Consider the following 12422-nt stretch of genomic DNA (forward strand, 5'->3'; position numbering starts at 1 on the left):
CCTCCTGATCCATCCGGTTTATTTATTGCGTTTTTTTGACGGGAACATCAGGCATCTGGTAAAGAGCTGCTCATAGTTCTCTGTTGCTCCCAGCTCCATATAATCCATTTCGTGAGACAGTTCTTCTACTTCCTGCTTGACTTCACCGGACATCAGCGCCATGTAGGCACCGGTCCGGGAAGTGTTTCCAACGTATTTCAGACGGTCGCTGACCTCCTCCGGCAGGATTCCGGTTCCGGTCAGACTCTCTGCCGGAAGATGCGCACCGAACTGTCCGGCAATCAGAACCTCATCCAGGTCGCTCATCTCAATCCCGGCCTTATTCAGCAAGGCCTCAAATCCGGACAAAATCGCCCCTTTTGCGAGCTGAACCTGCCGTACGTCACTCTGGTTCACCCGGATCTCGTGAGGGGCCTCAGAGAAGATAAATGAGCGTTTCCCGTCTTCCGCGACATGCAGGCGCTCTGCCCGGAAATCGTCCTCATCAAAATGTCCGTCCTTCACGAAGGCGCCGGTCTTTCTCACAATGCCGGCCTTCAGAAGCTCACGGACAGCTGCCAGGATTCCGCTTCCGCAGAGTCCCGCCGGCTCCGTGTCCCCGATGGTCTTCAGCTCGACGTGATCGTCCAGAATCTTTACATCTTCCACAGCGCCCTCTTCCGCACGCATGCCGGAGCTGATGTTCATTCCCTCAAGCGCCGGGCCCGCCGCGCAGGAGCAGCAGAGCAGTTTTCCGTGGTGGGACAGGACAATTTCTCCATTCGTTCCGATATCAATGAAGAGCACATTTCCCTTTCTGTGCAGGAGATCGCAGACCCTGGCGCCGGCCACGATGTCCGCTCCGATATAGGCCGAGACGGACGGCAGCGCGTACAGCCTTGCTCCCCGCGCCGCGTGAATGCCGATTGACGCGGCCGGGATATCTTTTGCCGCCGTGAACACCGGCGCGTACGGGGACCGTCCCAGAGGACGCGCGTCCACTCCCAGCAGCAGATGCATCATCGTGCAGTTCGCCGCAACTGACAGCTCATAAATCTGGTCCGTCCGGACACCCGCTTTCCGGCAGGCCTCCTGGAGCATCCCGTCGATCGAGTCCGCGATGGCCCTCTGCAGGGCCTCCGCGCCCGTATCCGGATTCTCCATCTCATAGGTGATCCGGCTCAGCACATCCTGACCATAATGCTTCTGAGCGTTCACCTGCGATGCGTCGGCAAGGATCTTTCCGCTGTGCAGGTCCACCAGGGAGCATACAACCGTCGTCGTTCCGATATCGATCGCCGCGCCGTAGAGCTGATCTTCCGTGTCCCCCTCTTCAACCGCGGTAATTCTGCCCTTGTGGAGCACCGCCGTGTACATGCCCGGCAGACGCCCGCCGGATGGAAGGGCCAGCGGATCCACAGACTGCGCAGCCACTGCCTCTTTCAGAATTTCCTCAAAAGGGGTCTGCTTATCCAGGGTCGGCGCATCGATCTGCACCGCCTTCTTGGACGTGTCCGGCTGATGCATAAACTCCGGCATATAGCCGCCCGCCAGAACTTCCGTCTTCTTCTCCTTCTGCATCAGTTCGATTGTCAGATCCCTCTGCACATCCATCATACAGCAGAGATGCACGCCCTCCTTACGCTCCTTTTCCGGCAGAAGGCGGATCTCCTCATCGGTATACTCCAGGGGCTCGTCTCCCGGATCCTGCAGCACGTGAACCCTGCACTTTCCGCACAGTCCCTTTCCGCTGCACGCATTATCGACATAGATCTGGTTATCCAGCAGTACCTGCATCAGATTTTCTCCCGCTTCGCACTCGATTTCCCGGTCCGCGGAAGGTATATGAATATGCATCGTCGGCATAGTAAAACTCTCCCTTCTTTATTCAGACTTATTCATATTTACTATAATTCAGTGGGCTGGTACAGTTCCAATTTAAGATTTCTATATAGAGGTATTCCCGTAATTTTCGGACAAAAAAGAATCGGCTTCCCTTCATTCCACAAGTTTTGAAGGGAAGCCTTGGCGGCGGAAACAACGGGAAAGCTGTGACTGATCACATTTACTGATCAGGGTCTGCCACTGACCTGACTCGTCATTTCTTTTCTCAGCAAAAATTTTTAGACACTTCGCGCACGCGGCTGTGCACAGAATCCTGCTGAATTTCTAAACCTTCAGCATCCTCACGCTGCCCAGCTCGCCGAACAGGGCGCCTTCCTGGTCGCCGCCGGCAGAAATCAGAAGGAAGGACTGGATCTCTCCCGGCTGAATAGCCTGTTTCAGAATTTCTGCACCGTTTTCTTCCGTATAGCCGGTGCGCATCAGTTCCATTGCCGTTTTCTGCACATCTTCAGTGGTTTTATGGCTGCGGCGGGCGCAAACTGCCGTTCCGTCCGCCCCTTTTCCAAGCCAGAAAAATTCATGCTGGAGACCCGCTTTTGCCAGGGTATCTGCCGCGGACAGGGCAAATTCCGCCAGCCGGGACTTTCTTTCCGGCGTCATGACATGCCCTTTCTGCACATAGTTCAGGAACAAAACACCGATTTTTCCAGATACCGGCTGATTGGCAAGCTCTGAAAATGCAACCGGTTCAAAGGCCTTGACGACCCAGTTCCGTGAACGGTCCAGGGTAAATCCGGAGTTCTGTCCGGCTCCGTTTCCAGTGCCTGCCGCATCGTCCGCATTCTGAGTTTTCCCGTTTCCGGACCCTCCTGCTCCTAAGAGTGCACCCTGAAATTCTGCTCCCCGCGCAAAAAGATATACACCTGCAGATCCGGAGGCGAAGAAGCGTTCCGGAAGTTCTACGGGCTGAATTTCCGGCCGGTAGAGGATCTCTGCCTGCGAACCGGACAGCACATATTCTTTTTTCCGACCGAAGGCGTCCTGAATTCTGGCGTTGTTCAGCGTCACATGGATGACGCCGCAGCGGGTTTCCGTCACATTGATCCTGTATCCGGTCCCGCCCCTTCTGGTCAGAACAAAATCGGCCTTATTCTCGCTGTTTTCCCCCGTCAGCATATTTTCCACATTCATCTCGGCGTGGCAGGAGGCGAACATTACCGCCTGGGCCTTACCCTCAGCCTTCAGGCGGATCAGAACCCGTTCTCCCTTGGCCGCTTCTTTTTGCCGCAGACGGAGCTGAACTTCATGTCTCCCGCCGACTTTACGGCCAGAAAGGTCAGCAGCTCATAGAGCAGCATGACGCCGAGAATGACCGTGGAAATCACGTTCGTCACGAAAAGCTCGATCAGCAGCATGACGGTGAACAGCTTTGTAAATGTATTTCCTTTCAGCTTAAAATTATGATTCATCTCTGTGTCCTCGCATCTCTTATGCAGATATCCATTCTGAACAGACTGCCCACGGCCGCCCGCGCACCTCCTGGGCGCCGGGGGATGTCATGAGCATATTCTATTTCTATTCTACTACATTAATCAGGAATAATTAAGCATGGAATGAACATCCGGAGCAGGCGGGATACCTGAATCCCGAGAATCCGGCCAAAAATGAATCCACAGGCCGGCGCAGAGCCTGAATGGTTACAGCCTTCTGAAACCCCCGCTTCGGTCTGCGCAGATAAAAAAACACCGGAGAAAAATCCCCCGGTGTAAATCTTCATTATCTCTTGAAACCGCTATACTATACGAGCTCCAGGAAAACTACCTCAGAGTTGTCGCCTCTGCGAGGTCCCAGCTTGAGGATTCTGGTGTATCCGCCGTTGCGCTCAGCATATCTCGGAGCAATGTCGTCGAACAGCTTGGATGCAACGTCTTCATCATATACATAACCCATAACCTGTCTTCTTGCAGCCAGATCTCCGCGCTTCGCGAGTGTGATCAGCTTCTCAGCCTCTCTTCTTACTTCCTTTGCGCGTGTATCTGTAGTGGAGATTCTCTCCTCTCTGAAGAGATCAGTGACAAGATTTCTAAGCATCGCTTTTCTGTGAGCGGTGTTTCTGCCCAGTTTTCTATATCCCGGCATGTCAATTCTCCTTCCGTTTACTCCTCACTCGGCTTCAGACTGAGGCCGAGCTCGGCGAGTTTATTCTTAACTTCTTCCAGAGACTTTTTACCGAGGTTGCGGAATTTCATCATATCTTCTTCTGTCTTCTCCGTCAGCTCTTCAACCGTGTTGATGTTGGCGCGCTTCAGACAGTTATAAGATCTTACAGAAAGCTCCAGCTCCTCAATGGTCATCTCCAGTGCCTTTTCCTTCTGGTCTTCTTCCTTTTCGACCATGATTTCCATGCTGCCCGTGGAGTCATCCAGCTCAATAAAGAGGTTTAAATGCTCCCGCATGATCTTTGCTCCGATGGATACGCCCTCTTCAGGTGTAACGGAGCCGTCGGTCCAGATTTCAAGGACTAGTCTGTCATAGTCAGTCACCTGACCTACTCGGGTGTTTTCAACGGTGAAATTGACTTTTCTGACCGGTGTGTAAATAGAATCCACCGGAATAACAGAAATCGGTGTGCTCTCTGTCTTATTCTGCTCTGCCGGAACGTATCCGCGGCCTCTGGCCAGGTTGATTTCCATAACCAGTGTGGCATTCTCCTCCAGAGTCGCAATATGCAGATCCGGGTTGAAAATCTCAAGACTGTCATCCCCGACAATATCTGCCGCTGTGACTTCCTTCGGTCCGACCGCATTGATGATGACACGCTTGGTGTCCTCACCGTTCAGGCGGACAGCAAGATTCTTCAGGTTCAGAATAATTTCCGTAACGTCTTCTTTAACGCCAGGAATTGTTGAGAACTCATGAAGGATACCGTCAATTTTCACAGAAGTAACTGCTGCTCCCGGCAGGGAACTCAGCAGGATTCTTCTCATCGCGTTGCCCAGAGTCGTACCATATCCTCTTTCAAGAGGTTCTACGATAAACTTTCCATATGTGCCGTCGTCGCTGATTTCTTTGCTTATCGTTGGTTTTTCGATTTCTAACACTAAAAAAACCTCCTTTTAATCCAAACGCTATAACCTCCAGCAGGCTATTATTTGGAGTACAACTCGACGATCAGATGCTCTGCGATCGGTGTATCAATATCCTCTCTGGTCGGCAGCACCAGTACCTTACCTTCCAGCTTGTCTACGTCTACAGACAGCCAGGACGGTACAGTAATCTGCATGTCTCTGATTTCCTTAAACTTAGGAGAGTTCTGGCTCTTCTCCTTAACCTTGATGACATCTCCGGCCTTGATCTCCAGGGAAGGAGAGTTAACCTTCTTGCCATTCAGTCTGAAATGACCGTGTACAACCATCTGTCTTGCTTCTTTTCTGGAAGATGCAAATCCCAGTCTGTATACGACATTGTCCAGTCTGCGCTCAAGCAGTACGAGCAGGTTGTCACCGGTAACACCGTTCGCTCTGTCTGCTCTATCGAACAGGTTTCTGAACTGTGTTTCCTGAACACCGTAGAATCTCTTAGCCTTCTGCTTTTCTCTGAGCTGCATTCCGTACTCAGACATCTTATGTCTCATCTGACCATGCTGTCCAGGAGCGTAGCTTTTCTTATCCAGCGCGCACTTAGGGCCGTAGCATCTGTCTCCCTTCAGGAACATCTTCTGGCCTTCTCTTCTGCACAGTCTGCAGTTAGCACATGTATATCTAGCCATAGTTTACTTACTCCTCCCTTCCATCAGACTCTTCTTCTCTTCGGCGGACGGCATCCGTTATGCGGAATCGGTGTGATATCCTTGATCATTGTGATCTCCAGGCCTGCTGCCTGCAGAGCACGGATTGCGGACTCTCTTCCGGAACCCGGTCCCTTAACATAAACTTCAACTGTCTTCAGACCATGCTCCATAGCAGCCTTAGTAGCTGTCTCTGCTGCCATCTGTGCTGCGAACGGAGTGGACTTCTTAGATCCTCTGAATCCGAGGGAACCCGCACTGGACCAGGACAGAGCGTTTCCGTCCATATCTGTCAGTGTTACGAGTGTATTGTTAAAAGTGGACTGAATATGAGCCTGACCCTTCGTAATGTTCTTACGCTGGATCTTCTTTCTTCTAGTCGTTTTGTTCTTCTGATTCTTAGGCATATCTTACGTCCTCCTTCCTTATTTCTTTTTTCTGCCAACAGTTCTCTTAGGACCCTTGCGAGTACGAGCGTTGGTCTTGGTCTTCTGACCTCTAACAGGAAGACTTCTTCTATGTCTGATTCCTCTGTAGCTTCCGATCTCCATCAAACGCTTGATGTTCATGGAAACTTCACGTCTGAGATCACCTTCAACCATGTATTCGCTGTCGATGACCTTTCTGATCTTACCAGCCTCATCCTCAGTCAGATCCTTGACTCTCGTGTCTGGATTAATTCCACACTCTTCGAGGATTTTCTTGGCTGATGTTCTGCCAATTCCATAGATATAAGTGAGTCCGATTTCAACTCTCTTATCTCTCGGCAAATCTACGCCGGCTATACGAGCCATACGCTTCCTCCTTTCCTATCTTCCGTCACTACTCCGGGAGCGATATAGACAGGTGTTCAATGTAATAATAACTGGCATGCAGCCCCGGCACCGCACCCATTACACGCCGTCTCACACTGTAACTCCAGCCGCGGAATTTAACCAGCCATCGGCTTGCAGTATGCAGACAGCAAAAAACAATGTTACTTGCGTAACTCCCATAGTTTACCATGTATTAACAAAAAACGCCAGAATGTTTTTTGTTCTTTTTCAAAAACATCCCGACGTTTCTATTCTGATCTATTATTTTGTATGATCGCTTAACCCTGTCTCTGCTTATGCTTAGGATTCTCACAGATAACCATGACCTTGCCATGTCTCTTGATCACTTTGCACTTCTCGCAGATAGGTTTTACAGAAGCTCTTACTTTCACGTCAACCTCCTATCAAATGCTCCGGTTCGAACAGTTACCAGACAAAGGATACACCTTCAAGGGCGTATTGTCTAGCCTCTGTCTCTCCAGACGATTCTGCCGCGGGTCAGGTCGTAAGGAGAAAGCTCTACCTTAACCTTGTCACCAGGCAGGATCCTGATGTAATTCATTCTGATTTTTCCTGAAATGTGCGCCTCAACCTCGAAACCATTTTCGAGCTTCACCTTGAACATTGCATTCGGCTGTGCGTCGACAACAGTTCCCATAGCCTCAATCACGTCTTTTTTTGCCAAATTCTACACCTCTTTCTTCATGTGTGAAGTTCTGGCCCGTCCGCCTTCTGAAGCTGATTAAGCTTCAAGCGCAGCGGAGACGTTTTTAAACGTCACTGGCAGCGGTGTGGAGCCGTCAATGTTTGCGATGATTCCCGCCTTCTCGTAATAGTCGATCAGCGGTTTTGTCTGCTTGTTATATACGCTGATTCTGTTTGTGGCAGTCTCAACGTTATCATCTTTTCTCTGAACGAGTTCCGATCCGCAGACATCGCAGATGCCTTCCTTCTTAGGAGGCATGCCCGTTACGTGATAGCTTGCGCCACACTTCGGGCACACGCGGCGGCCGGTGATGCGTTCCATGAGGACCTTGTCCTCAACTTCAAGATTAATTACCACGGTAAGCGGCATATCGTGCTGCTTCAGGAATTCATCAAGCTTTTCTGCCTGATGTACAGTTCTCGGGAAACCGTCCAGGATGAATCCCTTCTTGCAGTCGTCCGCCAGAAGACGATCGGTTGCAATCTCAATGACGAGATCATCTGGAACAAGTTCTCCCTTGTCCATGTATTCTTTTGCCTTCTTGCCAAGCGCGGTGCCCTTGCTGATATTCTCTCTGAAAATATCACCGGTGGAGATGTGAGGAATGTTATATTTCTCAACAATCTTAGCTGCCTGTGTACCCTTGCCTGCTCCCGGAGGGCCTAAAAGAATCGTTCTGATCATAATTTCATCTCCCATTCTTTTCCGCACTATTTATTAAGAAAGCCTCGGTAATTTCTCATCAGCATCTGATTCTGCAGCTGCTGTACAGTATCAAGTGCAACTCCTACGGCAATCAGAAGGGATGTTCCGCCGAAACGGATATCCAGTCCGGTGTACTGGGAAACCAGTGTAGGAAGCGTTGCTACAACAGCCAGGAAAATAGCTCCGACAATGGAGATTCTGGACATTACATTGCTCAGATACTCTGTGGTCGGCTTTCCCGGACGAATTCCAGGAATGAATCCGCCATTGGCTTTCATATCTTTAGAAATTTCTACCGGATTAAAGGTAATCGCTGTGTAGAAATAGTTAAAGAAGATAATCAGCGCGACATTCAATACTGCATAAACCCAGACTCCAGGGCTTCCTGCCGGTGACAGGTATTTCTCGCAGAAACTGTAGAACGCAGTATCCGGGAAGAAATACATGATGGTCAGCGGGAACTGGAGCAGTGAAAGTGCAAAGATGATCGGAATTACTCCGGCCTGATTGACTTTCAGTGGAATATGTGTGGACTGTCCGCCGTACATCTTTCTTCCGACAACGCGCTTTGCGTACTGAACCGGAATCTTTCTGGTTCCCTGCTGGATTGCGATAATGCCGACTACTACGACGATCGCAAAGATAATGAAGAGAATCAGAGAAATAACGGACATGGAACCACCGCTTACCTTGCCTCCGATTTCGGAAATCTGGCTCGGGATTCTGGCAATGATGCCTCCGAAAATCAGCAGTGAAATTCCGTTTCCTACTCCATATTCATTAATCTGCTCTCCCAGCCACATCAGGAATGTTGTTCCTGCAGTCAGGATTAATGTGATTACAATAAAGTTAAAGACCGACTGATTGATAATCGCCTTTTTAAACAGACCGAATGTCAGACCAAGCGCCTGAATGACAGCCAGAACGACTGACATGTAACGCGTGATCTGCGCCATCTTCTTACGTCCTTCCATACCTTCCTTAGCCAGCCGTTCAAAATACGGGAAGGCTACGGTCAGCAGCTGGACGATGATGGATGCCGTAATGTACGGCGTTACACTAAGTGCAAACACAGTAAAGTTTGCAAAAGATCCACCGGAGAACAAGTTGAACAACTCGAGGATGCCCATATTTCCGTTTGTAAACATCTGAGCCAGTACCTCGTGGTTGATTCCCGGAACCGGGATATTGGACCCGATCCGGAATACAACGAGCATCAGTAATGTGAAGATCATTTTACGCCTGAGTTCCTTTACAGTGAAAGCCTGGCGAATGGTCTTTAACATTTCCATTTAAATCACCTCGGCCTTTCCGCCGGCTGCCTCGATCTTCTCTTTTGCACTCTTGGTGAATTTGCTGGCCTGAACAGTCAGCTTCTTCTGGAGCTCACCATCTCCGAGAATCTTAACACCGTCATTGAGCTTCTTAACGACGCCAGCGTCTTTCAAAAGCTCAGGCGTAACAACTGTTCCGTCTTCAAATCTGTTGAGGACATCAACATTGATCGCAGAATACTCTGTAGCGAAAATGTTTGTGAATCCTCTCTTCGGCAGACGTCTGTACAGCGGCATCTGGCCTCCCTCGAAACCAAGTCTTACTCCGCCGCCGCTTCTCTGCTTCTGGCCGTTCATTCCTCTGCCGCCGGTCTTTCCCTGACCAGTTGCATTGCCGCGGCCCTTTCTCTTGCGGGATTTCTTAGCACCTGCTGGTGCAATATAATCATGCAGCTTCATTCTAGTTCGCACCTCCTACTCTATACTTCTTCTACAGTGAGAAGATGCGGAACCTTGGCAACAGCACCGCGTGCTGCCGGTGTGTCATCTAATACAACAGAATGGTGCATCTTCTTAAGTCCCAGTGCTTCAACAACTTTCTTCTGCTTAGGGGAAGCACCAATCGGGCTTTTTGTCAATGTGATCTTAATTTTACCAGCCATTGTCTTCCTCCTGTTATCTCATAATCTCTTCCGGTGTCTTGCCTCTCAGCTTTGCAACACTCTCAACAGTCTTCAGCTCTCTGAGACCTTCCAGTGTAGCCAGGGCAATGTTTCCGGAGTTGTCAGATCCAACGGACTTGGCTCTGACGTCGCGGATACCTGCAGACTCCAGAACTGTACGTGCAGAAGATCCTGCCAGTACTCCTGTTCCGGCTGGAGCCGGCATCAGAAGAACTTTTGCAGCACCGTGTACACCGATGTTTCTGTGTGGAATTGTTGTTCCAACCATTGGAACATAAATCAAATTCTTCTTTGCAGCTTCGGTTGCCTTTCTGACAGCTTCCGGAATCTCAGCAGACTTTCCGAGACCTACGCCAACGTGGCCGTTGTGATCTCCGACTACGATGGTAACGCTGAATCTCATGTTGCGGCCGCCCTTAACAGTCTTGGCAACACGTCTGATGTTGATGATGGTTTCCGTCAGATCAAGCTTGGAAGCATCAATTGTATTACGCATTCTATTTCCTCCTGTTAGAACTTCAGTCCAGCTTCGCGAGCTCCATCTGCGAGTTCCTTAACTCTTCCGTGATACAGGAATCCGCCTCTGTCAAAAGCAACTTCTGTGATGCCCTTTTCCAGTGCTCTCTTTGCAACTGCTTCGCCGACTTTTCTTGCGGCTTCTTTATTTCCGCCGTTCTTGATCTCAGCCTTGATATCCTTATCAAGAGTGGATGCCGCAGCCAGAGTCTTACGAGTTGTGTCGTCTACGATCTGGCATGCGATATTCTTATTTGATCTGAATACGCAAAGTCTCGGCTTTTCAGGAGTTCCGTTCAGGTCTTTTCTCAGTCTGTGATGTCTCTTCAGACGCTTGTCATTCTTACTCATCTTTGCCATTACATTCACTCCTTTCTATTATGCCTTAGCTCCGGTCTTTCCTTCTTTTCTGCGGATGTGCTCGCCGTCATAGCGGATTCCCTTGCCCTTGTAAGGTTCAGGCTTTCTCCACTCACGAATCTTAGCCGCATAATTTCCGACCTGTGCCTTGTCAATACCCTTGATGACGACGGTATTTGCATCAGGAGCTTCAGTTGTAATGCCTTCCGGATCTTCCATCTCTACCGGATGAGAATATCCGAGGTTCATAACAAGCTTATTGCCCTTTTTCTCTACTCTGTAACCAACGCCCTCAACGATCAGCTTCTTCTCGAAACCCTTGGTTACTCCGTCGATCATGTTAGAAACCAGAGATCTTGCCAAACCATGCTGGGATCTGTCTGTTCTGTCGTCAGAAGCTCTCTTCAGAACGACTTCCTTCTCTTCAACGGATACACTGATTCTGTCGCTGATTTCCTGGCTGAGCTCGCCCTTAGGTCCCTTAACGGTTACGACATTGCCGTCAACCTTGACCTCGACACCGGCAGGAAGCTCAACAGGCTTATTACCTATTCTTGACATATTCGATTACCTCCTACCAAACATAACAAATGACTTCGCCGCCGATTCCCTGTTTTCTAGCGTCCTTGTCGCTCATTACTCCGTTGGATGTGGAGATAACAGCGATTCCGAGTCCGCCGAGAACCTTAGGAACCTCGTTTGCATGAGCGTAAACTCTCATACCAGGCTTGGAAATCCTCTTAATTCCAGTAATAACTTTCTCTTTGTTGGCACCGTACTTCAGTGTTACGTGAATGTTCTTCTGAACGTTTCCGCTGTCAACAACTTCATATCCTGCGATATATCCCTCATCAAGGAGAATCTGGGCGATTGCCTTCTTCATTCTTGTTGCAGGGAAATCGACAGTTTCATGACCAACAGAATTGGCATTTCTGATTCTCGTGAGCATATCCGCGATTGGATCTGTCATTGTCATTACGCTATTCTCCCTTCTGGTATGTTTACCAACTTGCTTTCTTTACGCCCGGAATTTCTCCTTTATACGCAAGCTCTCTGAAGCAGACTCTGCAAATTCCGTACTTCTTGAGAACGGAGTGCGGACGTCCGCAAATCTTACATCTGGTATATGCGCGAGTCGCATACTTAGGCTTTCTCTGCTGCTTTACCTTTAAAGACTTTTTAGCCATTACACCCTCCTAGTAAACTACTTCTCAAACGGCATGCCCAGGAGCTCGAGAAGCGTTGCTGCCTCTTCGTCTGTCTTGGCCGTTGTAGTAAATACAATGTTCATTCCCTTGATCATATCTACTTCATCGTAGTTGATCTCCGGGAAGATCAGCTGCTCCTTAACGCCCATGGAGTAGTTGCCTCTTCCATCGAAGGAATTGCGGCTAACGCCTCTGAAGTCTCTTACACGCGGAAGAGAAACATTGAAAAGCTTGTCCATGAAGTAATACATATTGTCGCCGCGGAGTGTAACCTTGGCACCTACCGGCTGACCCTGTCTTACCTTGAAGTTCGCGATGGACTTTCTTGCCTTTGTTACAACCGGCTTCTGTCCAGCGATTGCAGCGATCTCGTTAACTGCAGACTCGAGAACCTTGGAATTATCCTTGGCCTCTCCAAGTCCCATATTGATCGTTACCTTGGTAATCTTAGGAACTTCCATTACATTTGCATAATGGTACTTTTCCTGAAGCTGCTTAAATACTTCATTCTTATAAGTATCCTTTAATCTGGCTGTCATACGTT

Annotated in this window: 20 protein-coding genes; all 20 read right to left on the reverse strand. The window is 49.4% G+C overall.

The genetic code is table 11. From position 1 onward, the window contains the following. Nucleotides 1-18 precede the first annotated feature (18 nt). Nucleotides 19-1845: an ASKHA domain-containing protein gene (locus tag ACI77B_RS02235; RefSeq protein WP_409337180.1), complete on the reverse strand. Its 1827-nt coding sequence runs from the start codon at nucleotides 1843-1845 to the stop codon at nucleotides 19-21. Nucleotides 1846-2148: 303 nt separating this feature from the next. Continuing rightward, a complete protein-coding gene (locus ACI77B_RS02240) occupies nucleotides 2149-3000 on the reverse strand; it encodes a hypothetical protein (RefSeq protein ID WP_409337181.1) in 852 nt (283 codons plus the stop codon). 74 nt (nucleotides 3001-3074) lie between these two features. After that, the gene (locus ACI77B_RS02245) at nucleotides 3075-3293 is read right to left on the reverse strand and encodes a hypothetical protein (RefSeq protein ID WP_409337182.1); all 219 of its coding nucleotides are present in this window, start codon (nucleotides 3291-3293) and stop codon (nucleotides 3075-3077) included. A 328-nt stretch (nucleotides 3294-3621) separates the two neighbouring features. Continuing rightward, a complete protein-coding gene (rplQ, locus tag ACI77B_RS02250; RefSeq protein WP_409337183.1) occupies nucleotides 3622-3963 on the reverse strand; it encodes a 50S ribosomal protein L17 in 342 nt (113 codons plus the stop codon). Nucleotides 3964-3980: 17 nt separating this feature from the next. After that, a complete protein-coding gene (locus ACI77B_RS02255; RefSeq protein WP_409337184.1) occupies nucleotides 3981-4925 on the reverse strand; it encodes a DNA-directed RNA polymerase subunit alpha in 945 nt (314 codons plus the stop codon). Between the two features lie 47 nt (nucleotides 4926-4972). After that, the gene (rpsD, locus tag ACI77B_RS02260; RefSeq protein ID WP_409337185.1) at nucleotides 4973-5593 is read right to left on the reverse strand and encodes a 30S ribosomal protein S4; all 621 of its coding nucleotides are present in this window, start codon (nucleotides 5591-5593) and stop codon (nucleotides 4973-4975) included. 23 nt (nucleotides 5594-5616) lie between these two features. Beyond that, on the reverse strand, nucleotides 5617-6018 hold the full coding sequence (rpsK, locus tag ACI77B_RS02265; protein ID WP_178263656.1) for a 30S ribosomal protein S11: 402 nt from the start codon (nucleotides 6016-6018) through the stop codon (nucleotides 5617-5619). Between the two features lie 18 nt (nucleotides 6019-6036). After that, a complete protein-coding gene (gene rpsM / locus ACI77B_RS02270) occupies nucleotides 6037-6405 on the reverse strand; it encodes a 30S ribosomal protein S13 (protein ID WP_178263655.1) in 369 nt (122 codons plus the stop codon). A 299-nt stretch (nucleotides 6406-6704) separates the two neighbouring features. Further along, entirely contained in the window at nucleotides 6705-6818 is a 114-nt protein-coding gene (gene rpmJ / locus ACI77B_RS02275; RefSeq protein WP_009644389.1) for a 50S ribosomal protein L36, read from the reverse strand. A gap of 71 nt (nucleotides 6819-6889) precedes the next feature. Further along, entirely contained in the window at nucleotides 6890-7111 is a 222-nt protein-coding gene (gene infA, locus ACI77B_RS02280) for a translation initiation factor IF-1 (protein ID WP_178263654.1), read from the reverse strand. A gap of 57 nt (nucleotides 7112-7168) precedes the next feature. Beyond that, nucleotides 7169-7813, reverse strand: coding sequence for an adenylate kinase (locus tag ACI77B_RS02285; RefSeq protein WP_409337684.1), 645 nt, complete (start codon nucleotides 7811-7813; stop codon nucleotides 7169-7171). Between the two features lie 29 nt (nucleotides 7814-7842). Then, complete coding sequence (gene secY / locus ACI77B_RS02290) at nucleotides 7843-9129, reverse strand: preprotein translocase subunit SecY (protein WP_423245293.1); 1287 nt, start codon at nucleotides 9127-9129, stop codon at nucleotides 7843-7845. Next, nucleotides 9130-9570, reverse strand: coding sequence for a 50S ribosomal protein L15 (gene rplO / locus ACI77B_RS02295; protein ID WP_409337186.1), 441 nt, complete (start codon nucleotides 9568-9570; stop codon nucleotides 9130-9132). Between the two features lie 20 nt (nucleotides 9571-9590). Then, entirely contained in the window at nucleotides 9591-9773 is a 183-nt protein-coding gene (gene rpmD, locus ACI77B_RS02300; RefSeq protein WP_409337187.1) for a 50S ribosomal protein L30, read from the reverse strand. A gap of 13 nt (nucleotides 9774-9786) precedes the next feature. Next, entirely contained in the window at nucleotides 9787-10290 is a 504-nt protein-coding gene (gene rpsE, locus ACI77B_RS02305; protein ID WP_409337188.1) for a 30S ribosomal protein S5, read from the reverse strand. Nucleotides 10291-10304: 14 nt separating this feature from the next. Further along, on the reverse strand, nucleotides 10305-10670 hold the full coding sequence (gene rplR / locus ACI77B_RS02310) for a 50S ribosomal protein L18 (protein WP_409337189.1): 366 nt from the start codon (nucleotides 10668-10670) through the stop codon (nucleotides 10305-10307). A gap of 18 nt (nucleotides 10671-10688) precedes the next feature. Then, nucleotides 10689-11231, reverse strand: a complete 543-nt coding sequence (rplF, locus tag ACI77B_RS02315; RefSeq protein WP_409337190.1) for a 50S ribosomal protein L6 — start codon at nucleotides 11229-11231, stop codon at nucleotides 10689-10691. Nucleotides 11232-11244: 13 nt separating this feature from the next. Further along, entirely contained in the window at nucleotides 11245-11646 is a 402-nt protein-coding gene (gene rpsH / locus ACI77B_RS02320) for a 30S ribosomal protein S8 (protein ID WP_409337191.1), read from the reverse strand. 25 nt (nucleotides 11647-11671) lie between these two features. Continuing rightward, the gene (locus ACI77B_RS02325) at nucleotides 11672-11857 is read right to left on the reverse strand and encodes a type Z 30S ribosomal protein S14 (protein WP_178263647.1); all 186 of its coding nucleotides are present in this window, start codon (nucleotides 11855-11857) and stop codon (nucleotides 11672-11674) included. Between the two features lie 17 nt (nucleotides 11858-11874). After that, a complete protein-coding gene (gene rplE, locus ACI77B_RS02330) occupies nucleotides 11875-12417 on the reverse strand; it encodes a 50S ribosomal protein L5 (RefSeq protein ID WP_409337192.1) in 543 nt (180 codons plus the stop codon). Between the last annotated feature and the right edge of the window lie 5 nt (nucleotides 12418-12422).

Source organism: Eubacterium sp. F2, from assembly GCF_046244355.1.
Lineage (GTDB): Bacteria > Bacillota > Clostridia > Peptostreptococcales > Anaerovoracaceae > Aminicella.